Annotated in this window: 24 protein-coding genes; 13 read left to right on the top strand and 11 right to left on the bottom strand. The window is 62.5% G+C overall.

The annotated features are described in order from the left end of the window. Window positions 1-101 precede the first annotated feature (101 nt). On the top strand, window positions 102-1,727 hold the full coding sequence (locus tag BLV27_RS06205) for an AMP-binding protein (RefSeq protein ID WP_092643989.1): 1,626 nt from the start codon (window positions 102-104) through the stop codon (window positions 1,725-1,727). After that, window positions 1,724-2,713 carry a hypothetical protein gene (locus tag BLV27_RS06200; protein WP_092643987.1) on the top strand — a complete coding sequence of 330 codons (990 nt, stop codon included), beginning with the start codon at window positions 1,724-1,726 and terminating at the stop codon, window positions 2,711-2,713. Before BLV27_RS06205 ends, BLV27_RS06200 begins: the two co-directional genes overlap by 4 nt. 6 nt (window positions 2,714-2,719) lie before the next feature. Here the strand turns inward: BLV27_RS06200 and BLV27_RS06195 are convergent, their stop codons facing one another. Next, a complete protein-coding gene (locus BLV27_RS06195; protein ID WP_092643985.1) occupies window positions 2,720-4,972 on the bottom strand; it encodes a glycosyltransferase family 2 protein in 2,253 nt (750 codons plus the stop codon). Further along, on the bottom strand, window positions 4,969-6,021 hold the full coding sequence (locus BLV27_RS06190; protein WP_170831369.1) for a glycosyltransferase family 2 protein: 1,053 nt from the start codon (window positions 6,019-6,021) through the stop codon (window positions 4,969-4,971). The genes BLV27_RS06195 and BLV27_RS06190 overlap by 4 nt, the downstream gene beginning before the upstream one ends. Before the next feature lie 155 nt (window positions 6,022-6,176). Here BLV27_RS06190 and BLV27_RS06185 point away from each other — a divergent pair, with 155 nt between their 5' ends. Beyond that, window positions 6,177-7,160: a hypothetical protein gene (locus BLV27_RS06185; protein WP_092643981.1), complete on the top strand. Its 984-nt coding sequence runs from the start codon at window positions 6,177-6,179 to the stop codon at window positions 7,158-7,160. A gap of 24 nt (window positions 7,161-7,184) precedes the next feature. On the opposite strand, the gene BLV27_RS06180 is transcribed toward BLV27_RS06185, so the two are convergent. From BLV27_RS06180 to BLV27_RS06170, 3 genes are read right to left on the bottom strand one after another with little or no spacing between them, the layout of a single operon-like run. Continuing rightward, on the bottom strand, window positions 7,185-7,598 hold the full coding sequence (locus tag BLV27_RS06180; protein ID WP_139176566.1) for a hypothetical protein: 414 nt from the start codon (window positions 7,596-7,598) through the stop codon (window positions 7,185-7,187). A 33-nt stretch (window positions 7,599-7,631) separates the two neighbouring features. Next, window positions 7,632-9,413 carry an SLC13 family permease gene (locus BLV27_RS06175; RefSeq protein WP_092643977.1) on the bottom strand — a complete coding sequence of 594 codons (1,782 nt, stop codon included), beginning with the start codon at window positions 9,411-9,413 and terminating at the stop codon, window positions 7,632-7,634. A 7-nt stretch (window positions 9,414-9,420) separates the two neighbouring features. Beyond that, window positions 9,421-10,233 carry a TIGR00282 family metallophosphoesterase gene (locus tag BLV27_RS06170; protein WP_092643975.1) on the bottom strand — a complete coding sequence of 271 codons (813 nt, stop codon included), beginning with the start codon at window positions 10,231-10,233 and terminating at the stop codon, window positions 9,421-9,423. Between the two features lie 267 nt (window positions 10,234-10,500). Here BLV27_RS06170 and argC point away from each other — a divergent pair, with 267 nt between their 5' ends. The 3 genes from argC to BLV27_RS06155 all read left to right on the top strand — a co-directional run bounded on the left by argC (window position 10,501) and on the right by BLV27_RS06155 (window position 13,125). Beyond that, window positions 10,501-11,412, top strand: a complete 912-nt coding sequence (gene argC, locus BLV27_RS06165; protein WP_092643973.1) for an N-acetyl-gamma-glutamyl-phosphate reductase — start codon at window positions 10,501-10,503, stop codon at window positions 11,410-11,412. A 67-nt stretch (window positions 11,413-11,479) separates the two neighbouring features. Next, on the top strand, window positions 11,480-11,962 hold the full coding sequence (locus BLV27_RS06160) for a hypothetical protein (protein WP_092643971.1): 483 nt from the start codon (window positions 11,480-11,482) through the stop codon (window positions 11,960-11,962). 125 nt (window positions 11,963-12,087) lie between these two features. After that, a complete protein-coding gene (locus BLV27_RS06155; protein ID WP_092643969.1) occupies window positions 12,088-13,125 on the top strand; it encodes a FliG C-terminal domain-containing protein in 1,038 nt (345 codons plus the stop codon). A 5-nt stretch (window positions 13,126-13,130) separates the two neighbouring features. On the opposite strand, the gene BLV27_RS19305 is transcribed toward BLV27_RS06155, so the two are convergent. Further along, window positions 13,131-13,292: a hypothetical protein gene (locus tag BLV27_RS19305; RefSeq protein WP_170831368.1), complete on the bottom strand. Its 162-nt coding sequence runs from the start codon at window positions 13,290-13,292 to the stop codon at window positions 13,131-13,133. Window positions 13,293-13,556: 264 nt separating this feature from the next. Between BLV27_RS19305 and BLV27_RS06150 the strand changes: the two genes are divergently transcribed. The 3 genes from BLV27_RS06150 to BLV27_RS06140 are packed head-to-tail and all read left to right on the top strand — an operon-like array spanning window position 13,557 to window position 17,013. Beyond that, a complete protein-coding gene (locus tag BLV27_RS06150) occupies window positions 13,557-14,558 on the top strand; it encodes a ligase-associated DNA damage response exonuclease (protein WP_092643967.1) in 1,002 nt (333 codons plus the stop codon). Further along, window positions 14,555-15,418: an alpha/beta hydrolase gene (locus BLV27_RS06145; RefSeq protein ID WP_170831367.1), complete on the top strand. Its 864-nt coding sequence runs from the start codon at window positions 14,555-14,557 to the stop codon at window positions 15,416-15,418. Before BLV27_RS06150 ends, BLV27_RS06145 begins: the two co-directional genes overlap by 4 nt. After that, window positions 15,415-17,013: an ATP-dependent DNA ligase gene (locus BLV27_RS06140; RefSeq protein WP_092643963.1), complete on the top strand. Its 1,599-nt coding sequence runs from the start codon at window positions 15,415-15,417 to the stop codon at window positions 17,011-17,013. Before BLV27_RS06145 ends, BLV27_RS06140 begins: the two co-directional genes overlap by 4 nt. Before the next feature lie 22 nt (window positions 17,014-17,035). Here BLV27_RS06140 and BLV27_RS06135 read toward each other — a convergent pair whose 3' ends face one another. The 4 genes from BLV27_RS06135 to BLV27_RS06120 all read right to left on the bottom strand — a co-directional run bounded on the left by BLV27_RS06135 (window position 17,036) and on the right by BLV27_RS06120 (window position 20,797). Then, window positions 17,036-17,809, bottom strand: a complete 774-nt coding sequence (locus tag BLV27_RS06135; protein WP_092643961.1) for a gamma-glutamyl-gamma-aminobutyrate hydrolase family protein — start codon at window positions 17,807-17,809, stop codon at window positions 17,036-17,038. A gap of 157 nt (window positions 17,810-17,966) precedes the next feature. Further along, on the bottom strand, window positions 17,967-18,395 hold the full coding sequence (locus tag BLV27_RS06130; protein WP_092643959.1) for a GlcG/HbpS family heme-binding protein: 429 nt from the start codon (window positions 18,393-18,395) through the stop codon (window positions 17,967-17,969). A 36-nt stretch (window positions 18,396-18,431) separates the two neighbouring features. Then, window positions 18,432-20,564 carry a malate synthase G gene (locus BLV27_RS06125; RefSeq protein WP_092643957.1) on the bottom strand — a complete coding sequence of 711 codons (2,133 nt, stop codon included), beginning with the start codon at window positions 20,562-20,564 and terminating at the stop codon, window positions 18,432-18,434. Between the two features lie 89 nt (window positions 20,565-20,653). Further along, window positions 20,654-20,797 carry a DUF2256 domain-containing protein gene (locus tag BLV27_RS06120; protein WP_170831366.1) on the bottom strand — a complete coding sequence of 48 codons (144 nt, stop codon included), beginning with the start codon at window positions 20,795-20,797 and terminating at the stop codon, window positions 20,654-20,656. A gap of 95 nt (window positions 20,798-20,892) precedes the next feature. Here BLV27_RS06120 and pepN point away from each other — a divergent pair, with 95 nt between their 5' ends. From pepN to BLV27_RS19300, 4 genes are all read left to right on the top strand, one after another. Then, entirely contained in the window at window positions 20,893-23,439 is a 2,547-nt protein-coding gene (gene pepN, locus BLV27_RS06115) for an aminopeptidase N (protein ID WP_092643955.1), read from the top strand. Next, window positions 23,436-24,167, top strand: coding sequence for an SDR family oxidoreductase (locus BLV27_RS06110; protein WP_092643953.1), 732 nt, complete (start codon window positions 23,436-23,438; stop codon window positions 24,165-24,167). The genes pepN and BLV27_RS06110 overlap by 4 nt, the downstream gene beginning before the upstream one ends. A 116-nt stretch (window positions 24,168-24,283) precedes the next feature. Then, window positions 24,284-25,153 carry a 1-acyl-sn-glycerol-3-phosphate acyltransferase gene (locus tag BLV27_RS06105; RefSeq protein WP_092643950.1) on the top strand — a complete coding sequence of 290 codons (870 nt, stop codon included), beginning with the start codon at window positions 24,284-24,286 and terminating at the stop codon, window positions 25,151-25,153. 377 nt (window positions 25,154-25,530) lie between these two features. After that, on the top strand, window positions 25,531-25,680 hold the full coding sequence (locus BLV27_RS19300) for a site-specific integrase (RefSeq protein ID WP_170831365.1): 150 nt from the start codon (window positions 25,531-25,533) through the stop codon (window positions 25,678-25,680). A gap of 176 nt (window positions 25,681-25,856) precedes the next feature. Here the strand turns inward: BLV27_RS19300 and BLV27_RS06100 are convergent, their stop codons facing one another. Next, window positions 25,857-26,852 (bottom strand): NAD(P)H-dependent flavin oxidoreductase, encoded by a 996-nt coding sequence (locus tag BLV27_RS06100; RefSeq protein ID WP_139176565.1) that lies wholly within the window; start codon window positions 26,850-26,852, stop codon window positions 25,857-25,859. Window positions 26,853-26,981 lie beyond the last annotated feature (129 nt).

Below are 26,981 nucleotides of genomic sequence, written 5' to 3'. Positions count from 1 at the left end.
AGGGGTTGGTTCTGCTTGATGACGGTCCCTCCCGCTCTTGTCCTCGACGTCGTGTGCGCGCACTATTGCCATCAATGGGCACAGGCGCAAAGGGAGGATCCATGGGCTGGCTTCAGGACGAAACCGCATTGGACCGGTGCGCCGCAAACCATGTGGCGTTAACACCGCTTTCACACCTCAACCGCGCGGCACTGATCTGGCCGGATCGCGAGGCGGTGGTCTATGGCCAGAAACGTTGGACGTATTCCCAGTACCGGGACAGGGTGACACGGCAAGCGTCGATGCTGTCTGCATTGGGCGTGATGCCGGGCGATGTTGTCGCGACGATTTTGCCAAACGTGCCCGCGCAGGTTGAGGCCAGCTTCGGTGTGCCCGCCTGCGGGGCGATCTTGAACACCATCAACACCCGGCTGGACGTGGACACGGTGGCCTACATCCTGTCCCACGGCGGGGCGAAAGTTATTCTGGTCGACAGCCAGTTCCTGGATCTGGCGGAAGCGGCCTGTGCCGATGTCTCGCCTCCGCCCCTCCTGATCGAGGTGCCGGACACAGGCTTTCCAGCCTCGGGCCGCCATCCCGTCTATGAAGACGAGCTTGTCAAGGCCGACGCATCCTTCGACTGGATCCTGCCTGCGGACGAATGGGAAAGCATCGCGCTGAACTACACCTCGGGCACGACGGGACGGCCCAAGGGCGTGGTGTATCATCACCGCGGGGCCTATCTGATCACCATGGGCACGGTCGTCAGTTGGCGGATGGTTCTCTATCCGCGTCTGCTGGTGGTGGTGCCGCTGTTCCATTGCAACGGCTGGTGCCACACATGGATGGCACCGCTGGTTGGGGGGACCGTGATCTGCCTGCGTGACGTGACGGCCCCGGCGATCTTTGATGCGCTTGCGGACGAAAAGGTGACCCATTTCGGCGGCGCGCCCATCGTGCTGAATGCGCTGGTGAACGCACCCATGTCGGAGCGTCGGCCTTTCGATCAGTTGGTCGAGGTCTATACCGCCGGTGCCCCACCTCCCGCCGCCACGCTGGCCCGGATGGAGGCATTGGGCTTCAACATCACCCATGTCTATGGCCTGACGGAAACTTACGGCCACGTGGTCGAGAACGTCTGGCAACCCGGCGACTGGGACGCGCTGGACGCGACCGACAGGGCCGCGATGAAAGCACGCCAAGGCGTGGCGTTCCCTATGATGGAGGGGGTCGACGTCTTCGCCGAGGATGGCACCCCCGTGCCCGCCGATGGCGAGACGCAGGGCGAGATCGCGATGCGCGGCAACGCGGTCATGAAGGGCTATCTCAAGAACCCGGAGGCCACGGCCGAGGCTTTTGCCGGCGGCTGGTTCCGTTCGGGCGACCTTGGCGTCAAACACCCCGACGGCTATATCCAGATCCGCGACCGCGCCAAGGACATCATCATTTCGGGCGGCGAAAATGTCAGCAGCGTGGAAGTGGAAGGCGCGATCATGCACCACGACGCGGTTTCGCTCTGCGCGGTGGTGGCCCGGGCGGACGACAAGTGGGGCGAAGTTCCCCACGCCTTTGTCGAACTGCGCGATGGGGCCAGCGCCACCGAAGCCGAGGTCATTGCCTTCGTGCGCGACAGGCTTGCCGGGTTCAAGACGCCCAAGGCCGTGACCTTTGGGCCGTTGCCCAAGACCTCGACCGGCAAGATCCAGAAATTCGTCCTGCGCGAGCGGGCCCGCGAGACGCCTGAATGACAGCACTTGACGGGCTTGACCGACTCGAGGCTCCGGGATTGTGGCGCTCCGGCCCTGATGAGCAGCGGCGCAACGTCTACATCACCGTGGGCGACGCCGAACTGGTGATCGAGGATAAGGCCGGAACCGCCTTGTCCCACTGGTCCCTGCCCGCGCTCGTCCGGTTGAACCCGTCCGAACTGCCTGCCCGCTTCGCCCCCTCGGATGCCAGTGACGAGCAGCTTGAGGTCGAGGAACCGGAGATGATCGCAGCGCTCGACCGCGTGATGCGGGCGGTGGAAAAAGGGCGGCGTCGCCCCGGCGCGCTGCGACGCCTGACGCTGGGCCTCACCGTTGGGTTTGTCGTCGGGATCGGTGCTCTCTGGCTACCGGGCGCGCTGCGCAAGCAGGCCGCAACGATCATTCCTCCGGCACAGCGCATGGAAATCGGAACCGCGATTCTGGAGGAGGTGACAGCGCTGACAGGCCCCGCCTGCAGCAACCCCACCGGGACCGAGGCGCTGGCACAGCTGCGCCAACGTCTGTTTCCCACAACGCCGGTCCAGCTTGTCATTCTGCGCGACCTGCCGCGCACCACCCTGACACTGCCCGGTGGGATCATTGCCATGTCGGACAGCGTACTGAACCGGCAGGACGATCCCGACGTGGCCGCCGGCCACATCCTGGCCGCCGCCCTGACGGCGCGGGCCGTAGTGCCGCTGGAGACGTTCCTCGACCGGATGAGCTTCTTGAACCTGACGCGGATGCTCGCCACCGGGAATGTACCTGTTGCAGCGATTGAAAACCACGTCGAGCGCCTGGTGCTGTCCGATCCGCAAATGCTTTCGGCCCAAACGCTGCGCCCCGGCTTCGACGCCGCACGTCTGACTTGGGGGGCTTACGCGCGCGCCACAAACCTGCCCGAGGGGGACGCTGCGCCCTCGATGATGCCCCCGGTGATGGAGGACACGCTCTGGCAGGCGCTGAGGGAGATCTGCACCCGCTGATGCACGTCAGTGCGCCGTTTCGTCGACATCCCCGACGGTGAAGAAGAAATCGTCGGGATATGCCGGCACCTTCCAGACCTTTTCCGGCACGCAGTCCGGACCTGCCAAGAACACGTTCGCCCCGAAATGGCGGTGCATCCGGCTCAGCCGTTCCATGCGCCGGCTGGTGATCTGGGCGAAAATGGCAGCAAATTCGTCCTGCCCACGCAGTTCGGCGATACGGACGCGGTGGGCCGCGACGCATTTGTCGTGCTGCTCGGCCACGCCGGGCAGCGCCTTCAGCGCCGCCATTTCCGCCTCCATTGCGGGTAGCATCCGACGGATCGAGGTGTCGCGTTCGCTGTTGTTGTTCATGCGAAACCAGTAGCCAAGGCCTTGATCCCGCTCAACATGGTTCACCCGGCCCCGATCGCGCTTGACCAGGAAACTTTCGGCATCGCGCACCGCATAGTGGTTCAGCGTAACAAGGTCATAGCCATACGTGTCAACCGACGAACGCCATCCCGTGCGCAGCATCTGCTTGGGCATCGGCTCACCCGAGCCGTTGACCCACGAAATCTGCTCCCACAGGTCGGGCTTCAGGCCCTTGGGTCGGTGCACGCCCATCTTGCGGTAGATGCCGTTGTTCCGGAACAGGGTCTTGAACCCCCATGCCTGGTGCGGTTTACGGATCAGGTGCGGGGCGCAGCGGTCGAAACGCGCGGGTGTCGGCATATCCACAAAGTCCCGCAGGTCGGAATTCCCGAACAATCGCCAGGTCATCGAGATCATGTTTGCGTCGCCGACAGCGGCGTAAAGGTCGCGCAGGGTGCCTTCGCCGACGTGGATGTTGATGAACTCGTCGACATCCATGCACACGGCCCACGCGGCGCGCGCCATGATCGGCTCTGATTCCGCTGCTTCCAGGGCTGCGTGCTGGGGCTTCGTATCAGGCATATCGCGGAACGGATTCTCGCGGTGTGCAAGGATGCCCTGATCCTGCAAAAGATCCAGAAGGGTATCCGTGCCATCGGTGCAATCGTTGCTGTAGACAATGAAATCGTCCACGCCGATCGCACGGTGATGGGCGATCCACTCGAGGACGAACGGCCCCTCGTTTTTCATGCAGGTGACGATGGCCGTTCGCCCCGGCACCGTCGCCGGAAGACCCTTCGCATCCGGCGCGTCGTTCACAGGCGGCAGGACCGGGTCGAAGCCGAATTCACTGCGCGACAGCGTCAGCAGGTCTTCATCGACGACCAGCCCGGCCTTGGGGGCCAGCGGTGTCCCCGCGTCCTCGGACACGCGTGCGCCCATGGCGCGGTAAAAGAAAGCCACGTCTTGCGGTGCGGGTTTCTGGCTGCCAACCCGAACCAGACGAAAGGGGGCCTCATCGGGAATACGCGCGGGCGCGGCGACCCAGCGGCGGTTGCCGGAGGGGTTGTCGAACTGGTCACAGATGTGGTCCCCGAAGTTTGCCGCGTGTCCCTTGCGAATGCGCCACGGATAGATGCGCCGCCCCACCAGCGCGACCACTCCGGCTTCGGTCCCTTCGATCAGGTCAAAGGCACGGCGTCCGATCGGTGCCGGAGCAAGCAGGTCCGACACCTCAAGAAATGCGATGGCGCGCGCGCGCGCCAAGAACCGCCATCGCAGCGCCTCCCAGACGATCATCTGTCCCAACGGCGCTGTCCACGGGTCGGCTTGGGGAGCCTCCATCCGGTCCTTGCCGGGTGCGTCGGGGGCCTGCAACGGATGGCGTTCACTGACCGCGTTTGCACCCAGCGGCAGCGGCGATGTCACGATGACCAGGCGTTTCAGTCCGGCAATCGGCGTGGCATCAATCAGCGCATCGAGGGCGGGAGCCAGCGGGGCCTCGTCCGGGCGCGTCCGGTCCAGAACCAACGCCGCATCAGCTCCTTGATTTTCCACATGGTAGCGGAGCCAATCCTGTACCAGTTCGGGCGTCTCGCCGTTCCTACTGGCGAGCAGGACACGCATATCGTCGAAAAGGTCCGGCTCGGGTGCCGTCACTGCAATGTCGACCGTGCTGTCGCGGATCGGCAGGGCCGCGCGGTCGCCACCGGGCCAGTCGGCCAGTATCATCAGGGCCTTGCTGACCGACGTGACCGTTTTTGGCACCACGTCGCGCTGCGCTGTGATCGCCCTTGGATCTGTATCCGTACCAAGGAACAGGCGCAAACCCATCGGGTCGCCTACCACATCCAACACCGTGATCCCGTCGACGATCTGCGCGCCCAATGCCCGTGTCTCGATCATTTCGCCGCCCCCTGCGCGCGGGCATAAAGATCGAGGAGCGCCCGGCCAAGACCCGGCGATGGCGCATGGCTGCCTGCCGCCAGCACCAGGCGACCACAAAGCCGCGCGCCCTCGGGCGAGGCGAGGATGCGCTTCAGTTCCGCATCATACCAGGTTCGGGCCGCCGCTTCGGCATCGGCCACCCCGGGCAGCGCCCGCAGGCGCGACGCCTCGGCGGCAAGAGCGGGCAGTTGGGGTTGGATCATGATGCAGCGCGTCTCGTTGAAATTGCGTTCAACCCAGTATTCGAGGCCGACCGTCTTGTCCGTGTGATTGGGCAGACCTCGCCCCCGTTTGACCAGAAATTCGTGAACCGAGCGTGTGGAGTAATGGTTCAGTTGCAGCTTGCGGCCCGCAGGCTCCTGCCCGTTGCGCCAAAGCAGGATGCGCTTCGCCGCCCGTGCCAGCCCGTCGTCGCGCGCGCCGGTGTCGTCCATGAAGACAGGCGGTTCGGATTGCTGCGGGCGGTGAATACCGAAACCGGTGAACGGGCCATCCCGACGGAACAGCGTCTTGAAGAATGAGGCGAGCGCCGGATAGGCCAGCCCCGCAGGTGCGGCCCGGTCGAACCGCGCAGGTGTCGCCCCCTGCCCCGCCTCAAGCCGCCCGGCGCATCCGAACAGCCGCCAAGGCAACGCGATGGCCTGAGCATCGGACATTTCCCGGATCAACCCCGTCAAAGTCGCGTGCCCGGTCATCGCCACGTATTCGTCGGCATCCAGATGCGAAAGCCAGTCCGCCCCGGTGCAGGCCGGATGGTTCCAGGCGGCGGCCATGGCCCGCCATTGGGGAGGCTTACCATCGCGCGCGAGGATATCGCCTTGTGGAACGTGGACGACCCCCGCCGGGGCCAGCGCATCGACCAGATTCGCCGTCCCATCCCGACAATCGTTGGTGAAGGCCAAAATCTGCCCGACACCAATGCTGCGCAGATGTGCAACCCAATCCACGAGGTACGGACCTTCGTCGCGCAAGCAGGTTACGACAGTGATACGCGGGACTTCGGCCATGTCTCTCCATTCAGGCAAATAACCTGCCAATGCCATCATCATCGCCGATACGGGAACAATGCGACCGGAATATCAAGCGATCGCGTCATTTTTAGGCCTGAATTCAGCGGCTGGCCGCGTTATCCTGAAATCCGAACTAAGGCCCGAGGATTCTGATGGACGATCGCAAGATGCAGCCAATGTCGCGCGCGGACCATCGCAAAGCGCTTATCGAGGCGGCGGGAGATCTCGGCTATCTGCGGCAGATCGGGGATGATCATCTGGCTTTGTTCCGACCGGGTGGCGATACGCTGGTCGTCTCGTTCGAAGCACTTGATACCACCCGCGCTCGTGACGGCGGTCTGCCCATCTCGACCGGCCTTGCCCGCAAGCGCGGCTGCGCAACGCTGGATATCATGGCCGAGGGTCGCACGTGGTTCCGAGATGAAGATCTTCACGACTTCTTCGACAACCTGACGGATGATGGCTTCTTCGACGACTACGACTCTGTTCTTTTCGTTGGCGGAGGCATGGGGGCTTACGGTGCCGCGGCACATAGCGTCGCGGCACCCGGCGCGACGGTGTTCCTGATGCAGCCCTATGCGACGCTCAACCGAGAGATCGCCCCCTGGGAACGCCGCTTCCGCTCGGCCTGGGCCATGGCGTTCGAGCCGCGCTATGGCAACGCGGCGCAGATGATCGACGCGGCGAACCGGGTCTATGTCATCACCGACCCGACCGAGGCGGCTGACGCGATGCATGCCACCCTTTTCCAGGGCGAGCACGTGATCCGGTGCGCCGCGCATCACGCAGGGGCGGATATTCAGGCTCGGCTGGAGGAGATCAACATTCTTGATCGCCTGCTCGCCGGAGCCGAGGCCGGCAACCTCACACCACTCCGCTTCGCGCAATTGTGGCGCGGACGGCGGCAGAACAGCGCCTGGCTCATGGGCCTGCTGCGCAAGACGGACCGGATGGACCGGCCGTGGCTGTCTGCCCTGGTCGCCGGTCATATGGTACGCAAGGGGGCCAGCCCCGCTGCTCGCCGTCGCCTGAACGCAGCGCTTTCGCGCCTGGCCTCCGAGGGGCGCAGCGCGCCCGGTGGCCTTGAACCGACCCCGGTACCGCATCATCCCAAGACGTTGATGGCCGGGGAATGATGCGGGGCCTGATGGCCCCAACGATCAAGCCTGCTGTTCGAACCGGACGTTGGGGCCCAGCGGCGATGCAAACAGGCGCCGAACGCCGTCCACATCGGTGACGAACACTTCCGCCCTTGGACCGACACCGGCGGGCGCGGCTTCGATCGTGAATCGCTGGGGCGTTGCACCCTGCTTGAAGCTGACCGCGAAGGGCAGCTTGTAGCCGCAGTCTTCGCCCGAAGTCACGCCGGACCAGTTTCCAGGCACGCCCTCGGGCCGTTCGGAGACGCAACGTTTCCCATTGGACAGACGAATGACCACCCGGCTGGGCGTAGCATCGACGGCGGCGACGCGAACCTCGCCGGGGGGGACATTTGCACCAACGCCCTGCGTGCCCGAAGTCACCGGCTGACAGGCCGCGATGGCGAGCGGAAGAAGAAGTAGGGCCGGGCGCATCGCAGAGCCTCCAAAAAGCATTTCACAGGGCCGTCAAAGTGGCCAGATCAGCGGGATCAGGGCCGACGACACGAGGGCAACCAGAATATTAAGCCCGATTCCCACCCGCGCGAAATCGGTAAACCGATATCCGCCCGGACCATAGACCAACATGTTCGTCTGGTAACCAATGGGTGTCGAAAAGGCACAACTTGCGCCGATCATAACCGCCACGACCAACCCGCGCGGATCGACGCCCAGTGTCTGCGCCAGTGCGATGGCGATCGGCGTGACAACGACGGCGACGGCGTTGTTACTGACCAGTTCGGTCAAAATGGATGTCAGGGCAAAGACGAACAGCACCAGAAGCGGCCCCGGCAGGGTCTCCAGCGCTGGCGCAATCGCGTTCACGATCATCTCAACGGCACCCGATGCCTCAAGCGCGGCACCAACCGCAAGCATAGAGAAGATCATCGCCAGAAGACGCCCGTCTACAAAGCCGAACGCCTCGTCCGCGTCCACGCTGCGGGTCAGAAGCACGATAACGGCCCCCATCACGGCCAGCGCAAAAATCGGGGCCAAATTCAACGCCGAAAGGCCGACGATCCCGGCGACGGCGACGATCGGGATCCAGCTGCGCTCGCGCCGAAAAGCCTGTTCGCGCGGTTGGCTGACTTCCACAAGGTTCAGATCCTGCGCCAAACGATGCACATCCTCGGCCGCGCCTTCCAGCAGCAATGTATCGCCGACCTGCACCACCACATCGTCGAGCTGCCCCGACATGTTCCGGTCGCGCCGATGCAAGGCCAGCGTATACACGCCATAGCGCCGCCGCAGGCGCAGGCTGCCCAGTCGGCGGCCCACCATCTTGGCATCCGGCGTAATCAGAACCTCGACCGTCGTGGTCTCCACTGCCCCGACCTGGTCCAGTCGCTTCAGGTCCGGACTGCGTTGCAGAGTCAGAAGTTCCGCGATCTCGGTGCGCAGGATGACCCGGTCGCCGACCTTCAGCTTCACATCCTTCAGGTTGCGCCGCAGCGAGGCATCGCCACGCACCACGTCGATCAGGCGCACCCCTTCGCGCTTGAAAAGCTGCACGTCCTGCGCCTCGCGTCCAATGAGGTTCGAGTCCGCCGGGATCACCGCTTCAGCAAAGAACTTGGCCGCCTTGCGCGTCCCGCCCAGCATTGCGGCCATCGACGTACGCTCGGGCAACAGGTGCCGCCCCACAAGGTAGAGGTAGGCCATGCCCGCCGCCGCAACCGGAATCGCCAGCGGGGACACCTCGAAGATCGTGAACGGCCTGAGACCCTGCGCCCGCGCGACGCCATCGACCAGCAGGTTCGTCGAGGTCCCGATCAGCGTGATCGTCCCCCCCAGGATCGACGCGTAGGACAGCGGGATCAGCAACTTGGACGGGGCAAGACCCATCTTGCCCGCCAGTTGCACGAATACCGGGATCATGACGACCACCACAGGCGTATTCGCCACGAAGGCGGAGGCCACCAGAACGAACAGCAACAGCACCCCGATCGCAAACCGCGGCCGCGACCCGACTTGCCCCTCGGCAAAGCGCGTGAACCAGTCGAGCGCGCCTGTGCGCACCAACGCCCCCATCAGCAGGAACATAGCCGCGATCGTCCAAGGGGCCGGGTTGGACAGGACGGCGACGCCCGCATCATACGGGAGGATGCCGGTGGCCAGCAGGAAAGCCGCGCCCGACATGGCCACCACTTCGGTCGGGTAAACCTCCTTGATGAACAGGGCCAGCATCACGACCAACACCGCGATGGTGATCCAGGCATCGCTACCCGGGGGCAGGTCGATCCAGGTCACGCGGCCCTCACGACGGGCCGCTCTGAGACAGGCGGCCCCCTTGGCGGACCTGAACGACCTCGCGCGCAAGACCGGTCGCGTCGTCGGTCTCCACGAACAGGCCGCACAACGTCGCTTCGCCGCCCGCCGGTTCGAACCTGTCGCGGGTCATACCCGTGATGAAGCGACGCATCGGTTCGGTTTTTTCCATGCCAATCACCGAGTCGTAATCGCCGCACATGCCTGCATCGGCCTGAAACGCGGTGCCCTTCGGCAGGATGCCGGCATCGGCAGTTGGCACATGGGTGTGCGTGCCGACCACCATGCTGGCCCGGCCGTCGCAGAAATGGCCCATGGCCATCTTCTCAGACGTCGCCTCGCAATGCACATCGACCAGTGTAGCCTGAACGGCACGGCCCAGTGGATGCGCCTTGAGCACCGGCTCGATCGCCGAAAACGGATCGTCATAGGTCCGCGACATGAACACCTGCCCCAGAACCTGCGCCACGAGCACCTTGCGCCCCGCAATGTCGAAGACCCGCCACCCCTTGCCGGGCGCAACCTTGGAAAAGTTGATCGGGCGCAGGATTCGGTGGTCGTGTTCGACCGCCTGCATCATGTCCTTCTGGTCGAAGGCATGATCGCCAAGAGTAATCACGTCGGCCCCGGCCTCGAAGATGGTCTTGGCCTGGCTTGCATTCAGGCCGCGCCCCGACGACGCGTTCTCGCCATTGACGACGACTGCATCCAGCTTCCAATCAGCGCGCAGGCCGGGAAGGCGTTGAGTGATAGCGGTACGGCCGGTACGGCCCATGACGTCGCCGAGGAATAAAATACGCATGGTTTCGGGTTACGCCGCCACGCGTGGGGTTGGAAGAGCTTTCGCGAAAACCTCTTGGCCGCTTCCCTGAGAAAGACCTGGTATGTGGCAGCCCCCTGCGAGCGCCAGACAGACGGTCTTCGGATCGTCCCGCAGAAGCAGGTGTTGGGCCTCATTCCTTGCCACAGGGGTGCGGTCGATGTGCAGCGCAGCCCACCCAGAGGCGAAGCCCGTTGCACCAAGGCCCGCGACACCTTATCCCGCATTCATCGATACAAGGAGCATCCCATGACCACCGCAGTTTTCATCGATGGCGAAGCCGGCACAACGGGCCTGCAGATCCGCGAGCGGCTGACGGCGCGCGAGGATATCCGACTTGTTTCGATCGACCCCGAAAAGCGCAAGGATGCTGACGCCCGCCGCGCCGCGTTCGCCGAGGCCGATGTCGCGATCCTGTGCCTGCCTGACGATGCCGCGCGCGAAGCAGTAACGCTCGCCGGCAAGACGCGCATAATAGATGCCTCCACCGCCCACCGCATCGCGGAGGGGTGGATTTACGGTATGCCCGAACTTCCCGGCCAGCGGGACCGGATCCAGGACGCCCGGCTGGTCGCCAACGTCGGATGCTATGCGACGGGATCCATTGCGATGCTGCGGCCCTTGACGGATGCGGGTATCCTTCCCTCGGATGCAGGCGTCACGCTGACCGGAGTCTCCGGCTACACCGGCGGTGGCAAGAGCCTGATCGCGGAATATGAGGCCGGCTCTGCCCCCGATTTGTTCCTCTACGCCATGAATCAGGCCCACAAGCACGTGCCTGAAATCATGAAATACGGAGGCCTGACCCGGAAACCGCTGTTTCAGCCGATAGTCGCGAATTTTGCACAGGGCATGGTTGTCCAGTTGCACCTGCACGCGGATCTTCTGCCCGGCGAGGTCGCCGGACACGAGCGGATCGAGGCAGCCCTGCGCCATTTCTATGCCGGAGATCCCTTCGTCAGTGTCGTGCAAGCGGGCGACAGGGTCGACCCGCAGGCCCTGCGCGACACCAACCGGATGGAGATTTCGGTTCAGGGAGACAGACAGGGCCGGGTCACGGTCGTCGCCGTTCTGGACAACCTGGGCAAGGGCGCATCCGGCACGGCGGTGCAGAACCTGAACGTCATGATCGGGGCCAAAGAAACCGCCGGGCTGACATAAAGACATCCAAATTCTGCCGCAAATATAAGCAAGGTTGACAGGGTCTGCCAAACCCGAGGTGTTAACCATGCTACGCTGTGTTGCAATTGCTCTGATGCTGTCCCCCGGTATCGCACACGCTCAGAAATTTGTCAGCGTCGAAGGAGACAGCGATCCCGCGCTTGTCTCGTCCACGCAGGAGTCCACGTCCGACCCCGTCGCAACGGACGCCGATCCGGTCGCCGTTATAGACCTCTCCGCATACGGCGACAGTGTTGTCTTTGACGGGGCGACGATCGAGCAGATCGAAGCGCTTCTGGCCAATGCCGACGGAAGTGCCCTGTCCGCTGATGAGCAGAATGCCATCGTCGCCCGTGTTGAAACCACCGAGGATGGTCAGTCCGTTCTGACCCTGGATGTTTCCGGAAGCGGTACCACGACGAATGCTGAAGGAACGACCGTGGCTGGATCCGATGTGGCTAACCTTGAGCTCGGTGAGTGCAACGAAGGCACCAACTGGGTCAGCAACGAAGTGAACTGCTACAATGCCTACCCGAGCGTCTCGGACTAAACGGACACTCCGCAGATCCATATGACACGTCGGCGAGACCAAGGCCGTTGCGGAACATATTCCGCAACGACTTTTTAACATTTTGGGCGCAATCATCTGCCGTACCTTAAGGTCGGAGATCCCTCTTGTCGTTCCAGCCCAAACTCGCCGGCATGCCTGGTCGTCAGACACTAAGCAGACGTCAAAAGGCCGCCGTGGTCGTGCATCTGCTGGTCACCGGCGGGGCCGATCCGGGACTGCGTGACCTGCCAACCGCCCAACAGCGGCAATTGGTGCGCGACATGACGCAGTTGCGGTTCATCAACCGGGAAACGCTGGCTGAGGTGATTGCGGAGTTCGCGCGAGAACTGGACAGCATCGGGCTGCATATTCCCCGCGACCCGGCCAAAGTCCTCTCGATGCTTGACTCGCAGCTCTCGCTGGAAGTGATTGAAGAGTTATCAGCCGAACTCGGTGATGACCTGCTGCCCGGTCATGGTCACTGGGACAAGGTGGCGACGCTGGAGCCCGAAGTTCTGGTCGAGCTGATCGACAGCGAATCCGATGAAGTCAGCGCGATTGTGTTGTCGAAAATGCCACCAGCGCGGGCCGCAGACATGATACGTTTATTGCCCCGCGAGCGGGCCGATCAGATTGCGGCCGCCTTTGCCCGAACCGACGGGGTCGCCTCAACGGCGGTGACGCAGATCGGCATTGCCCTTGGTCGGGAAACGGCAGCGCGAAAGGCTCCTGTCTTTGAAATGGATGGCGTAAAACGGGTGGGCGACATCCTGAATGCAGCCACCGCCCGCGTTCGTCGCGGGATCATGGAAACGCTCGAGATGTCGAACCCCGATTTCGCCGCGCGCGTGCGCGCCGTGGTCTTCAGTTTCGAAAACATCCCCGACCGCGTCGCCCCGCGCGACATGCCCCGGGTCATCCGCAACATCGACAGCGAAGTCCTGATCACCGCTCTCGCCGGAATTCCGCAAGACGATAGCGCAATCGCGGACTTCATCCTGACCACGATTTCCAAACGCCTGGGGGATCAGTTGCGCGAAGAAATCGAGGATCGGTCATCACCGACGCCCGACGAATACGAGGACGCGACAGCCACAATCGTGGGCGTGATACGGGAGATGGAAGAGGAGGGCGTACTCTCGCTCAGCCTGAGGGAGGATTGAGGAGCCTAGGCCGGATTGCGGAATACGAAGACGAAAACCGCAACCACAATCACAGCCAGCATTCCAAGACCGACATGTCCCATGCCCAATTCATCGCCGTGAAGTTGCGACATCGTATCCCCGATGCAAATCGGGCCGGACTTGAGGCCGTTAAAGCAGAAGTTCATGGCAGCAACCCTTGTTTGAATTAAGGCCATTCTGCCCAGACATTGTGGCAATCAATGGGCGGAATCGTCGATCTTGGCGCTACAACGGCTAGAGTAAGGCAATACTGTGGCGGTGCGCTGCCAGAATTGGGCGGATTCGGCCGCCACCCCTTCTGCGCCCTGCCCGATCGATGCCTCAATTTCGCTGGGTTTCAAAAGCACATGACCGACGCCGATTCGTATCCAAGACTGGCAGCAGGCGGATGCGAGCCCTAGGTATCGTTCATGGTTCTTGAATTTCGTGACGAAGGCATCTTCTGCCCCGCCGGTGGCTTCCATATCGACCCTTGGCGTCCGGTCGACCGCGCGCTGGTCACGCATGGTCACGCCGATCACGCGTACCCGGGGCACACACACTATCTGACCAGCACTGCGGCGGCACCGGTGATCCGTCATCGCCTTGGCGATATTGCGATCGACACGGTGAACTTCGGCGAGACACGATCCATCAACGGCGTAAGCGTCAGTTTTCACCCCGCCGGGCACGTACCAGGAAGCGCGCAAATTCGAGTGGAGCACAAGGGCGAGGTCTGGGTCGTCTCGGGCGACTACAAGACAACACCGGATGGCCTGTCCGAACCTTTCGCGCCAGTGCGCTGCCATGCCTTCATCACCGAATGTACCTTCGGCCTTCCGGTATTCGACTGGAAGGACGAGGCGGCGCTCGCGTCTGAGATCAACGCTTGGTGGAGCGCGAATGCGGCCGACGGGCGGGTCAGCGCCATCGGTGCCTACTCTCTGGGAAAGGCGCAACGGTTGCTCACCATGGTCGACCCGGCGATCGGGTCGATCCTGACCCATGCGGCGGTCGAAAATACAAATGAGGTGCTGCGCGGACAGGGCCTGAGCTTGCCGGACACCGTCCGAGTAACACCCGACACGGACGCAAAGGCTTACCCCGGCGCTCTCCTGATCGCGCCACCTTCCGCGCTCGACAGCCGGTGGTCGCAGCGTTTCGCCCCGGTGGCATCGGCCTTCGCCTCCGGCTGGATGGCCCTGCGCGGCGTCCGGCGACGGCGTGCAATTGATCGCGGCTTCGTGGTCAGCGATCATGCCGACTGGAGAGGATTGAATGCGGCGATTGCCGAAACTGGGGCGACGCGAATCTTCGCAACCCACGGCTATACCGAGACGTTTCGTCAATGGTTGGAAATGCAGGGATACGACGCGCAAATCGTGCGCACAGAATTTGGGGACGAGTTGATCGATGCGGAGGAAACCGCATGACGTGGCGCGACAAGGTGCTGGCCCTCACGTCTCGCGCGATCGTCAAACAAGTGCTTCGCCTGCCCCTGCCCTGGTCCGTTCACCGACAGGCGTTTCGCCTGGTTGCCCCGCCGCTTCCCGTGCGGGGTGCGACCTTCGGGATGAAGGATATTGCGGGCGTACCCTGCGGCATGGTCACTCCAACCGTGGTCGAAGGTACCTTGCTGTGGCTGCATGGCGGCGGTTTCGTACTTGGATCGGCCCGCAGCTATGTCGGACTGGCTGCGGCGCTGGCGCGACAGTCGGGGTATCGCGTGATCCTGCCGAATTATCGGCTCGCCCCCAAACATCCATTTCCCGCCGCCCCAGACGATTGTCTTGCCGTGGCACGCGTGGTTGCATCCGAAGGCCCCTTCGCCCTTGGCGGCGACAGTGCTGGCGGGTGTTTGGCAACCGTCATCCTCAGCGACTTGCTGCGTGATGGAACACCGCCAAGACGTCTGATCCTTGCCTCGCCCGTCGTCGACCTGGATCCTGAGCGCGCCGTACCAGACATGTCTGGCGAATTGCTCTTTCCACTCTCGATCCTGTATCGCGTGGCCCGCGATTACACGAGACATGCAGACCCCAAAGACCCCCGCGTCTCCCCGATTTACGCAAACGTCACCGGTGCGCCGCCGACCCTGATCCAATGCGCCAGGGGTGAACTTCTGGAGGGCGATACCGACGCCCTCGCGGCCCGTCTACGCGATGGCGGGGCCGACGTGACGGTGCAGAAGACGTCAGGCGTTCCCCACGTCTGGCAGATCTTCGTGGATCGAACGCCAAAGGCGGACCGAGCCGTGAGACGGATGGCCGACTTTCTGCGCGGCGAGGCATGAAGCGCTTTGCCACCCTGTTCATCGCGCTGGACCAAACGACCAAGACCAGCGTGAAGACCGCCGCGCTGGCTGAATACCTTGGCGAAGCGCCCGAGGAGGACCGTCTCTGGACGATCGCCCTTTTGTCAGGCCGCCGGCCCAAGCGCACCGTCAATGCCAGCCGACTTTCGGAATGGGCTGCAGACGTGGCGGGGCTTCCGATGTGGCTCTTCAAAGCCAGCTACGACGTGGTCGGCGACTTGGCCGAGACGATCCACCTGGTCTTACCGGAACCAAGTCAAACGTCCGAACGAAGCCTGTCCGAATGGATCGACGTGATCCGTGGCCTGGCCCCGCAGGATGAGGCTGCGCGCAAGGCCGCGATCTTGCGGGCTTGGGACGAGTTGGCAGGAACTGAACGCTTCGTTTTTAACAAACTGATTACAGGCGGGTTTCGAGTAGGTGTCAGCCAGAAACTGATGACCCGCGCCCTGGCGCATGCGACCGATATCCCGGAAGCGGAACTGGCCCATCGTCTTATGGGCAACTGGACCCCGAACACGACATCCTATGCCGCGCTCATCACCGAACCCGATCCGGAGGCGGGGCTGAGCCGTCCTTATCCTTTCTGCTTGGCGCATGGAGTGGAGGGTGATCCGGCGGACCTGGGCCCAGCGTCAGACTGGCTGGCCGAATGGAAATGGGACGGCATCCGGGGTCAGTTGATCCTGCGCGGTGGGCAACATCACCTCTGGAGCAGGGGTGAGGAGTTGATGACAGACCGCTTCCCCGAATTCGCCCGCGCGCGCGATTTTCTGCCCGAAGGTACCGTCCTTGATGGTGAGGTTCTGGTCTGGGACGCCGACGCGCAGAGGCCGCGCAATTTCAACGCGCTGCAATCGCGGATCGGTCGTAAGACCGTGCCCAAAAAATTACTGATCGAAGCCCCGGTGATCCTGCGCGCCTATGACCTGCTGGAACAGGATGGCGAAGATCTGCGCGCCCTGCCCTTTGCTGATCGGCGCGCGCGACTGGAGGTTCTGCTCCGGGGCATCGCCCCCGAAGCGCCCGTTGCGTTGTCACCTATCGTTGCGTTCGATGAGTGGTTCGATCTGGCCCCCATCCGTGCCGATGCGCGCGCGGCGGCGGCGGAAGGCCTGATGCTCAAACGGCGCGACAGCCCGTATCATGTCGGTCGCAAAAAGGGCGATTGGTGGAAGTGGAAACTCGACCCGCTCTCGATCGACGCCGTGATGATCTATGCGCAAGCGGGCCATGGCCGGCGCGCGAACCTCTATACCGATTTCACCTTCGCTGTATGGAAAGGCGACGAATTAGTACCCTTCACCAAGGCCTATTCGGGGCTGACGGATGCGGAGTTCAACAACATCACCCATTGGGTGCGTCGCAACACTTTGGAGCGTTTCGGACCCGTGCGCCGCGTGCCGCCAGCGCATGTATTCGAGATCGGGTTCGAAGGGATTCAGAAATCCAGTCGTCACAAATCAGGCGTTGCACTACGATTTCCCCGAATGCTGCGCTGGCGGCAGGACAAGCCCGTCGCGGAGGCGAACACGCACGAGGATCTTCTTAAAATGCTGGAAACCTACGGATAAGGTCCGATTGGCGGCGCGTGGCCTAACTTACCTTGCGCAGCGTCTGTCCCCGTGCGGCCCGCCATGCCCGGCACGCGTCGCCGAATGCTTCGAACAGCGGCCGAGAGACCGGGTCCTGAATGGCATTGTATTCCGGGTGCCACTGAACGGCCAAGGCAAAGCCCGGGGCGTCTTCGATCCACAGCGCTTCGGGCGTGTCATCCGGGGCCCAGCCGTCGATCCGCACGCGCGGACCGGCCTGCATGATCCCCTGCCCGTGGAGTGTGTTGGTCTGAACTACGCCAGATCCCATCAGGTTGGCAAAAGGGCCGCCTTCCGTAAACCTAACCGGGTGTCGCAGAGCAAATTTCTCCTCCACCGAACCATCGGGTGGCATACGATGGTTGTTGCGGCCCGGCAGTTCACGAATTTCGGGATGCAGGGTGGAGCCGAATGCGACCGCGACCTCTTGGAACCCGCGGCAGATACCCAGGATCGGTTGCCCTCGCTCAACCGCGGCGCGGATCAGCGGCAGAGCCACCCTGTCCCGGTTCCGGTCGAAAGTCCCATGTGCCTCGGTCTCGGCCTCACCATATTCCTCTGGGTGGACGTTGGGCCGACCACCAGTGAACAGAAAACCGTCGAAAACTTCCAGCAATTCATCGATTTCCAGAACCGACGGGTCGGCCGGAAAGGTCAGCGGCATCGCACCTGCGACGTGCGAAATCGCGTCGGTGTTCATGCTGCCGTTAAAATGGCAAGGATATTGATCATTGAGCAGGTGATGGTTCGAGATGATGCCGACGATGGGGCGCATGCGGACCTCCGGGTTGCACGTAGGTATACGTAGCATCCACCCAATTCAAAGGCTCTACTCGGTAGAGATCGAAGTGCGCAAATGCACAGACGGCCAGACGCACAAGGCCTTGGCACCACTGCCAATAGTTTCGGCAGCGGTGCTATCAAATTCGAGCTTAGGCTTCGCCAGCCAGGTTTGCGCCTTCGATGCCCGCAACGCCGGCTTCGGCGTCATTGTCCGACGTGTCTCCGGTCACGCCGATCGCACCCAGCACGTTGCCCTTGGCGTCGCGAACAAGGATGCCGCCCGGGACGGGCACAACCTGCCCGCTGAAGAGACCATTAACGGCATCCATGAAATAGGCCTGCTGCTCGGCGCGAGCCATCTGGGCCTTGCCCGCCATTCCCAGCATGATCGCGCCATAGGCCTTGCCATGGGCGATGGCGAACCGACCGGGCGATGCCCCGTCCTCGCGCTCGAAGGCTTTGACGTGACCGCCGGTGTCCAGCACCACGACCGATAGGGGTTTCAGGTCCATTTCGCGCCCTTTGGCGAGTGTACCGCGGATGATCTGGCGCGCACGGCGCAGGCTGAGTTCAGGCATGGTTCTTCCTTTGAATTGTAATCGGTTCGCGCAAGCTCAGGCCGCTTTGAGCTCAAGACGACGACGGTGCAGGACCGGCTCGGTATAGCCCGACGGCTGCTCACGCCCGGCGAAGATCAGGTCTTGCGCGGCCTTATATGCAATGCCGTCGAACCCCGGTGCCATCGGCTTATACGTCGGGTCGCCCGCGTTCTGCGCGTCGACCTTGGCGGCCATCTTTTGCAAGCTGGCTTCGACCTGCTCCTTGGTGACGATGCCGTGGTGCAGCCAGTTTGCCAGCGCCTGGCTCGAAATACGGCAGGTCGCGCGGTCCTCCATCAGGCCGATGTCGTTGATGTCGGGTACCTTGGAGCATCCGACGCCAGCGTCGACCCAGCGCACGACGTACCCCAGGATACCCTGCGCGTTGTTCTCGATCTCGGCGGTGACTTCCGCGTCCGACAGATTGCGCCCCTCCATCACCGGGATGGTCAGGAGATCGGCCAAGGTGCCGCGCGGGCCACCGGCTTTCAGCTCGTCCTGCCGGGCAAGTACGTCCACCTCGTGATAATGCGTTGCATGCAGGGTCGCGGCGGTCGGCGACGGTACCCAGGCGCATGTCGCACCCGACTTGGGGTGACCGATCTTCTGCTCCAGCATTGCCTGCATCAGGTCCGGCATGGCCCACATGCCCTTGCCGATCTGCGCCCGGCCCTTAAGGCCGCAGGCCAGACCGATATCCACGTTTCGATCTTCGTAGGCGGCGATCCACGGCGTCATCTTCATCTCGCCCTTGGGCAACATCGGGCCGGCTTCCATGCTGGTATGGATCTCGTCGCCGGTACGGTCCAGGAAGCCTGTGTTGATGAAGGCCACACGGGATTTCGCGGCGCGGATGCACTCCTTGAGGTTGGCCGAGGTGCGACGCTCCTCATCCATGATGCCCAGTTTCACGGTGTTCGCGGGAAGACCCAGGAGTGTCTCGACACGTGTAAAGATTTCGTCCGCGAAGGACACCTCTTCGGGCCCGTGCATCTTGGGCTTCACCACGTAGACGCTGCCCTTGACCGAATTGCCGCCGTCACGGGCCAGATCATGCATCGCGATCAGCGTGGTTACGACCGCATCCATCAGGCCTTCGGGTATCTCACTGCCGTCCTTGAGAAGGATCGCGGGGTTGCTCATCAGGTGACCCACGTTCCGGATCAGCATCAGCGCGCGGCCCTTGGCCGAGACCAGACCGTCCGGGCCGTTGAACTCCATGTCGGGGTTCAGCTTACGGGTGAAGGTCTTACCACCTTTGGTGACGCTCTCCTCCAGGTCGCCGCGCATCAGGCCCAACCAGTTTGCATAGGCGACGATCTTGTCCTCGGCATCGACGCAGGCAACCGAATCCTCGCAGTCCATGATCGCGGAAAGCGCCGACTCCAGGTGGATCGCATCAAGGCCCATTGGGTCGGTCGCGCCAATCGCGCCATCCTTGGCGATGACCAGAACGATGCCCAGCCCGTTGTTGCGCAGAAGGACCCGCAGGGTGTCCCCGTCCTTGACCCAGCCCTTGTAAGCACCGGTATCTTTCAGCCCGCCGGCACCCTCGATCGTCAGCGCATCGTCGGTCGCCGAAATGGCGATGACATCAGACCACTTGCCAGATTTCAACGGAACCGAGCGGTCCAGAAAGTCCTTGCCCCAGGCAATAACCCGCGCGCCACGCGCTTCGTCATAGCCCTTGCCCGTCGGCAGGTCGCCAATGGCATCCGTGCCGTAGAGCGCGTCATACAGGCTGCCCCACCGGGCGTTTGCGGCATTCAGCGCATAGCGCGCATTGGTTATCGGCACGACCAACTGCGGGCCGGGCAACTCGGCGATCTCGGGGTCCACGTTTGCGGTCTCGATCTCGAAATCCGCACCCTCGGGCACCAGATAGCCGATCTCGGTCAGGAAAGCAGTATAAGCCTCCGCATCATGCGGCTTGCCTGTGTTCTTCTTGTGCCAATCGTCGATCTGCCTTTGGATTTCCTCGCGCTTCTCCAACAGCACGGCATTCTTCGGGGCCAGATCGTGTACCAGCTCGGAAAACCCCTTCCAAAATGCGTCGGGCTCCACACCGGACCCGGCAAGCGCTTCATTTTCAAGAAAGGCGGCAAGATCGTCAGAGACCTGAAGGCCGTGTTTGTTTGTGCGGGTCATGGGCATCCTCCTTGAAGCGTTGAAGCCGATGTAACGCGCAGGTTTCCTATCGGCAACAAGAATTGGTCAAATAATCTTACCGATTCGGATCAACTTCTCTTGGTGCGGCAGCGATCCGAGCAATATCGCACCTCCTCCCACACCTTCTCCCACTTCTTGCGCCAGGCAAAGGGCTTGCCGCAGGTCGCGCAAATCTTCGTGGGCAGATCGCCCTTGCGTCGCATCTTGGCCATTGTGTCCTCCTGCCCTGCAAATCGCGTCATTTGCTCCGATATTAGGGTGGCGGCTCCGTCCGGCCAGTCCTAGCTTGCGCCGAAAGGAGACCCACATGCGCGACGCAACACCCGAACAGAACCAGACCGTCTACCTCAAGGATTATACGCCGGTTCCGGTGACCGTGAGCCATGTGGCGCTGTCTTTTCGCCTGGATCCGCAGGCAACTCGTGTGTCCGCGCGCCTGACCTGCAAACGAAAGGGGTCGGGCGATATGGTGCTCGATGGCGAAATGCTCAAACTCCTATCCATCGCGATCGATGGCGTGCCCCTGGCCGCAGACCGCTATTCACGAACCGATACGACACTGACGCTGTATGATGCGCCGGACAGCTTCGTGCTGGAAACCGAAGTCGAAATCGCCCCCGAAGACAACAAGGCGCTGTCCGGTCTCTATATGTCGAAAGGCATGTATTGCACCCAGTGCGAGGCAGAAGGCTTTCGTCGTATAACCTATATGCTCGATCGCCCGGACGTCATGGCGACCTATGACGTGGAAATCGGCGGCGACCTGCCTGTTCGGCTGTCGAACGGGAACGAAACGGGCCCCGGGACGTGGCACGATCCGTGGCCAAAACCGACCTATCTTTTCGCCCTTGTCGCGGGCGACCTTCTGGCCACATCGGACAGGTTCACCACCTCGGAGGGGCGCGACGTCACGCTCAACGTCTGGGTCCGTCCCGGTGACGAAGGGTTGACGGCCTTTGCGATGGACAGCCTGAAACGCTCCATGACTTGGGACGAGGAAGTCTATGGCCGGCCCTATGACCTGTCGGTCTTCAACATCGTGGCCGTGGACGACTTCAACATGGGCGCGATGGAGAACAAGGGGCTGAACATCTTCAACTCCAAATACGTCCTCGCCTCACCAGCAACCGCGACCGATGCCGATTTCGCAAACATCGAAAGCATCGTGGCGCACGAGTATTTCCACAACTGGACCGGGAACCGGATCACCTGCCGCGACTGGTTTCAGCTTTGCCTGAAGGAGGGTCTGACCGTCTTCCGCGACCAGCAGTTCAGCCAGGATGAGCGGGGCTTTGCGACCCAACGCATCGGCGATGTCCTGAATTTGCGTGCTCGTCAGTTCCGCGAAGACGCGGGACCGCTGGCCCACCCCGTTCGGCCCGAAAGCTTCGTGGAGATCAACAATTTCTACACGGCCACAATCTATGAAAAAGGTGCCGAGTTGATCGGGATGCTGCGCACTCTGGTCGGGCCCAAGGGCTACGACGCCGGCTGCGCGCTGTACTTCGAGCGCCACGACGGCGATGCGGCCACGATCGAGGATTGGCTCGCCTGCTTCGAGACTGCAACGGGCCGCGACCTGTCGCAATTCAAGCTGTGGTATGCGCAGGCGGGAACACCGCGCGTGCAGGTATCCGAGACCTTCAAGGACGGGATTTACCGCATCGATCTGAAACAGATCGTTCCGGACACGCCCGGCCAGACGGACAAGTGCCCGATGCACATCCCGCTGGCGTTTGGCCTGCTGTCGCAGGACGGGACCGAAACGCAGGCAACACAGGTTCACGAGTTGACGACCGAGACCGGCAGCATGACGTTCGAAATGTCCGCCAAGCCGGTGCTGTCGATCCTGCGCGGCTTCTCGGCCCCGGTGATCCTGGAGTTCGAGCAGACCGAAAGCGACCGCCTGACGTTGCTGGCCCATGACTCAGACCCGTTCAACCGGTGGGAGGCGGGTCGCGTGCTGGCCAAGGACCGTTTGATGCGTGCGGTCACCAAAGACGCCGGTTTCGACGATGCCTGGCTGAACGCGGTCGCGGCGTTAGCCACTGACGAACTCGCCGACCCGGCGTTCCGCGCCCTTGCGCTCGCGTTGCCATCCGAAGACGACTTGGCCCAGTCGCTGTATGGTGCCGGCGTCGTCCCCGATCCCGATCGGATCTATGCCGTTCGCCGCGCGGCACAGCTGGCGATTGCCGCCCGCCTGCGTGATGCCCTGCCCGGCCTGCGCGATGCAATGGCCACGCCCGGCAATTACGACCCGAAGGCCGAGGACGCGGGCAAGCGGGCCTTGGCCGGTCGCCTTCTGGGATTGCAGACAATGCTTGACGGTGGCGTGGCAGCACGCACCGCATATGACGCGGCAGACAACATGACCGACCGGATGGCTGCCTTCGCCAATCTGTTGGAGGCGGGCGATACGACCGTTGCGAAGCAATTCGAGAACGACTGGCAACATGATCGTCTTGTCATGGACAAATGGTTCATGGCGCAGGTCGCCCATGCTGCCCCGCGCGACGCGGTGACGCTGGCCGACACGCTGACTCGGCACCCGGATTTCGACGCATCGAACCCCAACCGCTTCCGCTCACTGATGGCCGGACTGACGGCGGGCAATCCGGCGGGCTTTCACAATCCCGATGGAAGCGGCTATAAATTCCTTGCCGATTGGCTCCTTTACTTGGATAAATCGAACCCGCAGACCACTGCGCGGATGTCGACCGCCTTCGACGGCTGGAAGCGTTACGATGCGGATCGCCAAGACCTGATGCGCGCCCAGTTGCAGCGGATCTCAGGCACCGAAGGCCTGAGCCGCGACTTGTCCGAGATGGTTACGCGAATGCTGAAGTCATGAGCCGCAAGACATTGCTGATTACCGGAGCTTCCTCGGGGATCGGCGCAGCAACGGCACGTTTGGCCGCGCGGGATCACGATTTGGCGCTGCACTACAACCGCAATCGTGACGGGACCGAGGAAGTTGCCGCCGCTGCGCGTCAAGAAGGCGCGCGCGTCACGCTGATCCAAGCGGACCTGTCCGACCCAGAGCGCGTGGCCGACCTGTTCGAGGCATTCGACCGGGCTCATGATCGGCTGGACGGTCTGGTGAACAACGCTGGCATCGTGGATGTCGCCGCGCGGGTCACCGAATTCACGCCCGCCCGCGTGGCCCGGATGGTCGCGATCAACCTGACCTCTCCGATCCTCGTGGCAGGACAGGCCGCGAAGCGCATGGTCCGTGGTGCTGCCATTGTGAACATCAGCTCGGCTGCAACGCGTTTCGGCAGTCCCGGCCAATACGCCGATTACGCCGCGACCAAGGGCGGGCTGGAAGTGTTTTCCAAGGGGCTGGCGCAGGAGCTCGCCGCCGAAGGCATCCGGGTCACTGCCATACGCCCCGGCATCATCGACACGCCGATTCATGGCAAGGGCGGTCAGGCGGACCGCGTTGACAGGCTGGCCCCGACGGTTCCGATGGGGCGTGCGGGCACGGCTGACGAGGTTGCGCGCGCCGTTCTATGGCTGCTCAGCGACCAAGCCTCCTATGTCACCGACACTATTTTGGACGTCTCGGGCGGGCGCTGAAAAAGGCCGGATACCGCCCGGCGTCAAATCCATGTGGAAAAGCATGCCAGACACCGCTATTGCCAAAGTATTGGTCAGGATTGAAACTCTGACGCACAAAATTCTGGGGATGCGCCATGCGCGACCGTGTCGACCCTTTGATCGCCGAGCGTGCGCCGTGGCTGTTCGAGCCAACCATTTCGGCCCGCACGGCTCGCGCCGTTCTGGATCGCATGCTGGCCTATGAGCGGTCGATCGAGATTGGAACGACCTACCTCGACTTGCCAGTGTCCGAGATTATGGCCGATCTGGCACGTCGCATTGCGCGGCGAGTGACGGCGACCGGTCTGGAAAACGTGCCGACGGACGGCCCGGCCCTGATCGTAACAAACCACCCGACCGGCATTGCGGATGGGATCATCCTTCAAGACCAATTGCTTAGCCGCCGGTCCGACGCATTCTACTACGCCAACAGCGACATCCTGCGCGTACTGCCGCAATTTGCCGACATTATCGTTCCGGTGGAATGGCGCGAGGATAAACGCACCGTCGCCAAGACGCGCGAAACGATGCAGCTGACCCGCGCCGCACTCGAAGCCGGGCGGATGGGCGTGATCTTTCCTTCGGGCCGGTTGGCCAAGCGGCGCGGCCTTCGATTGCACGAACGGCCCTGGATGGCCTCGGCAGCGATGATCGCGCGGAAGTTCCAGCTGCCGGTGATTCCGCTTCATATCCGGGCACGCAATTCGGCAATGTTTTATGCGTTCGATGCGATCCACTCAACGTTACGCGACATCACGTTGTTCCACGAGACGCTGAACAAAGACGTTCAGCCGTACCACCTGACCTTTGGTCGCCCGCTTGACGGGGCAGCACTTCCCAAAGACGCGAGCGCCGGGATCGAAATCCTGCGTCAGGCTTGCCTTCGTCTGGGGTCCGAACGGCATGGTGAAATCAAGCTGACGGATACACGCCCCGGTTGGCGCCTGGGCACGCGCACGGCCTGAGCCGCTGATGGCAAACGAAAAATGCCGCCGATGGAAGCTGCATGACATCAACGGCCTCAATCTCTTAGCGAGGGCCGGAGGCGGGAAGTGGGTGCTTCGACATCGTCACGTGGGTCGGCCTATCAGAAGGACGGAACACCCAACGGCAACACGAGATATAGATCGAACGCGGGTCGTGTTGCGCACCCCGCGCCTGATGGTGCTTTCCCTGCAGTCAAGGCGTCGCGGGCATGGTAAACGGCAGCTTGGGTGAAGTGATGCACAAGCCTGTGCCGAATGCGGTAAGGCCTTGGCAGGATACCCCGGCGGCCAACGAGCGGCCCCGCGCATGGAAATCTGCGGCCGCGAATTGTGGACCTTGGCACATGTCAATAACAATGCGGACCCTTTCCGTCAGGAACGCACGGTTGGATGAAATCGCCGGTGACACTTGGACCGTGCCTGCCGGCCGGATCAAGGGGTCCGAAGGCGCGGGCAATGACATGCCCGTCCACTTGTCGTCAGCAGCCGTCGAGACCGGTGGATAGCGCGCCCAGTGCACCGCGCATAGCTTCGGTCGAAATGGGCCGAGACCGGACGTTCCCTGCGGTCTGCATCGAGATCTGCCCTGTGAAAAAGTGTGCTTTCGGCGCGACAGCGCCTATGTGGAAAAATCTGGTCTCCCCGGAAAGTCCGGCCCTGCGGGTTCCTTGCCATTCAACTTCTATCGGAGGACTGAGACACCCATTTGCAGGTGCCTCTTCGCGTCTTGGTAGACTTCATCAACAATATCCGCTGCAGGCATGATTTCGCGCACCAGCGACACACCTTGTCCTGACCAAAGCGACATCGCTTCCACATCACCGACCGTCTGGGGAAGCGGCGTATAGCTTTGATATCGCACGATTGGATCGCCGCTTGGCCGTTGCCCGATCTGTTCGTTTTCCATCGGTCGCTTGCCCGGCGCAGAACAGCCCGCATCCACCCAAGCCTTCGATGTCGTATTGAAGAGCGCACGATGGGGAGCGTCAGGCCAGCCAACATCATAAAGATCATGGGCCCATTGCGTATCTGTTTCTGATGCTTGCAGGATGCGAGCCCGGTAGACTTCATGGATCGTCGCCTCCGAACTCGCCAGAAATCGTGTTCCGATCCAGACGCCTGAGGCTCCTAGCATCATGGCCGCTGCCATCCCGCGACCGTCGGCAATGCCTCCTGCTGCAACGACTGGAATGCCGACAGCGTCGACAACCGCCGGAATGAGTGCCATGGTCGACACTTGCCCCCAAACGTGACCTCCAGCCTCCCATCCTTGGGCTACAATTACATCGGCACCGGCGTCGGCCGCTGTGCGAGTTTCTTGAGCGTTTCCGACGCTGACCAATACGATTAGACCTCCCGCCTTGGCCTGCTTTATGGCCGATGGATCCATTCCCCAAAAAAGCGAAACCCCATGGACAGCTTTGTCGATGCACATTTCCAATTGCTCTTGATAGGCGAACGACAGGTTCAGATTGACAGCAAAATTCCGGTCAGTCAGTTCTCTTAGTCCATCAATGCCGCTGCTCACTTGCTCTTTGGATCTGCCCCAAAGCGGTATGACGCCGTAGCCGCCTGCATTGCAGACTGCAGCAACCAATTCGGGCCCCGCCGCCCCAGCCATAGGTGCAGACAAAATTGGTTTCTCAGTTCGCAAAACGTTCAGGAGGCTCCCGGTCACATGTCATCTCCTAGCAATTCTTTCTACTGAGCGCTGATACATGACGTCTGTCAATTGCTGCGAACTGGCAGGCAAGGGGCATCCGGGCCGAGTGCCGCATCTGTTGCAGTGGGTTCAGATCCGCCGTTC

Origin of the sequence: Jannaschia faecimaris (genome assembly GCF_900107415.1) — a bacterium.
GTDB classification, from domain to species: Bacteria; Pseudomonadota; Alphaproteobacteria; order Rhodobacterales; family Rhodobacteraceae; genus Jannaschia; species Jannaschia faecimaris.
Note: the sequence above shows the minus strand (reverse complement) of the source record. Positions and strands in the feature narration are given on the sequence as shown.

Coding starts and splice junctions, on each gene's coding strand:
- BLV27_RS06205 (WP_092643989.1), top strand. CDS start 102: ATGGGCTGGCTTCAGGACGAAACCGCATTGGACCGGTGCGCCGCAAAC.
- BLV27_RS06200 (WP_092643987.1), top strand. CDS start 1,724: ATGACAGCACTTGACGGGCTTGACCGACTCGAGGCTCCGGGATTGTGG.
- BLV27_RS06195 (WP_092643985.1), bottom strand. CDS start 4,972: ATGATCGAGACACGGGCATTGGGCGCGCAGATCGTCGACGGGATCACG.
- BLV27_RS06190 (WP_170831369.1), bottom strand. CDS start 6,021: ATGGCCGAAGTCCCGCGTATCACTGTCGTAACCTGCTTGCGCGACGAA.
- BLV27_RS06185 (WP_092643981.1), top strand. CDS start 6,177: ATGGACGATCGCAAGATGCAGCCAATGTCGCGCGCGGACCATCGCAAA.
- BLV27_RS06180 (WP_139176566.1), bottom strand. CDS start 7,598: ATGCGCCCGGCCCTACTTCTTCTTCCGCTCGCCATCGCGGCCTGTCAG.
- BLV27_RS06170 (WP_092643975.1), bottom strand. CDS start 10,233: ATGCGTATTTTATTCCTCGGCGACGTCATGGGCCGTACCGGCCGTACC.
- argC (WP_092643973.1), top strand. CDS start 10,501: ATGACCACCGCAGTTTTCATCGATGGCGAAGCCGGCACAACGGGCCTG.
- BLV27_RS06160 (WP_092643971.1), top strand. CDS start 11,480: ATGCTACGCTGTGTTGCAATTGCTCTGATGCTGTCCCCCGGTATCGCA.
- BLV27_RS19305 (WP_170831368.1), bottom strand. CDS start 13,292: ATGAACTTCTGCTTTAACGGCCTCAAGTCCGGCCCGATTTGCATCGGG.
- BLV27_RS06150 (WP_092643967.1), top strand. CDS start 13,557: ATGGTTCTTGAATTTCGTGACGAAGGCATCTTCTGCCCCGCCGGTGGC.
- BLV27_RS06145 (WP_170831367.1), top strand. CDS start 14,555: ATGACGTGGCGCGACAAGGTGCTGGCCCTCACGTCTCGCGCGATCGTC.
- BLV27_RS06140 (WP_092643963.1), top strand. CDS start 15,415: ATGAAGCGCTTTGCCACCCTGTTCATCGCGCTGGACCAAACGACCAAG.
- BLV27_RS06135 (WP_092643961.1), bottom strand. CDS start 17,809: ATGCGCCCCATCGTCGGCATCATCTCGAACCATCACCTGCTCAATGAT.
- BLV27_RS06130 (WP_092643959.1), bottom strand. CDS start 18,395: ATGCCTGAACTCAGCCTGCGCCGTGCGCGCCAGATCATCCGCGGTACA.
- BLV27_RS06125 (WP_092643957.1), bottom strand. CDS start 20,564: ATGACCCGCACAAACAAACACGGCCTTCAGGTCTCTGACGATCTTGCC.
- BLV27_RS06120 (WP_170831366.1), bottom strand. CDS start 20,797: ATGGCCAAGATGCGACGCAAGGGCGATCTGCCCACGAAGATTTGCGCG.
- pepN (WP_092643955.1), top strand. CDS start 20,893: ATGCGCGACGCAACACCCGAACAGAACCAGACCGTCTACCTCAAGGAT.
- BLV27_RS06110 (WP_092643953.1), top strand. CDS start 23,436: ATGAGCCGCAAGACATTGCTGATTACCGGAGCTTCCTCGGGGATCGGC.
- BLV27_RS06105 (WP_092643950.1), top strand. CDS start 24,284: ATGCGCGACCGTGTCGACCCTTTGATCGCCGAGCGTGCGCCGTGGCTG.
- BLV27_RS19300 (WP_170831365.1), top strand. CDS start 25,531: ATGCGGACCCTTTCCGTCAGGAACGCACGGTTGGATGAAATCGCCGGT.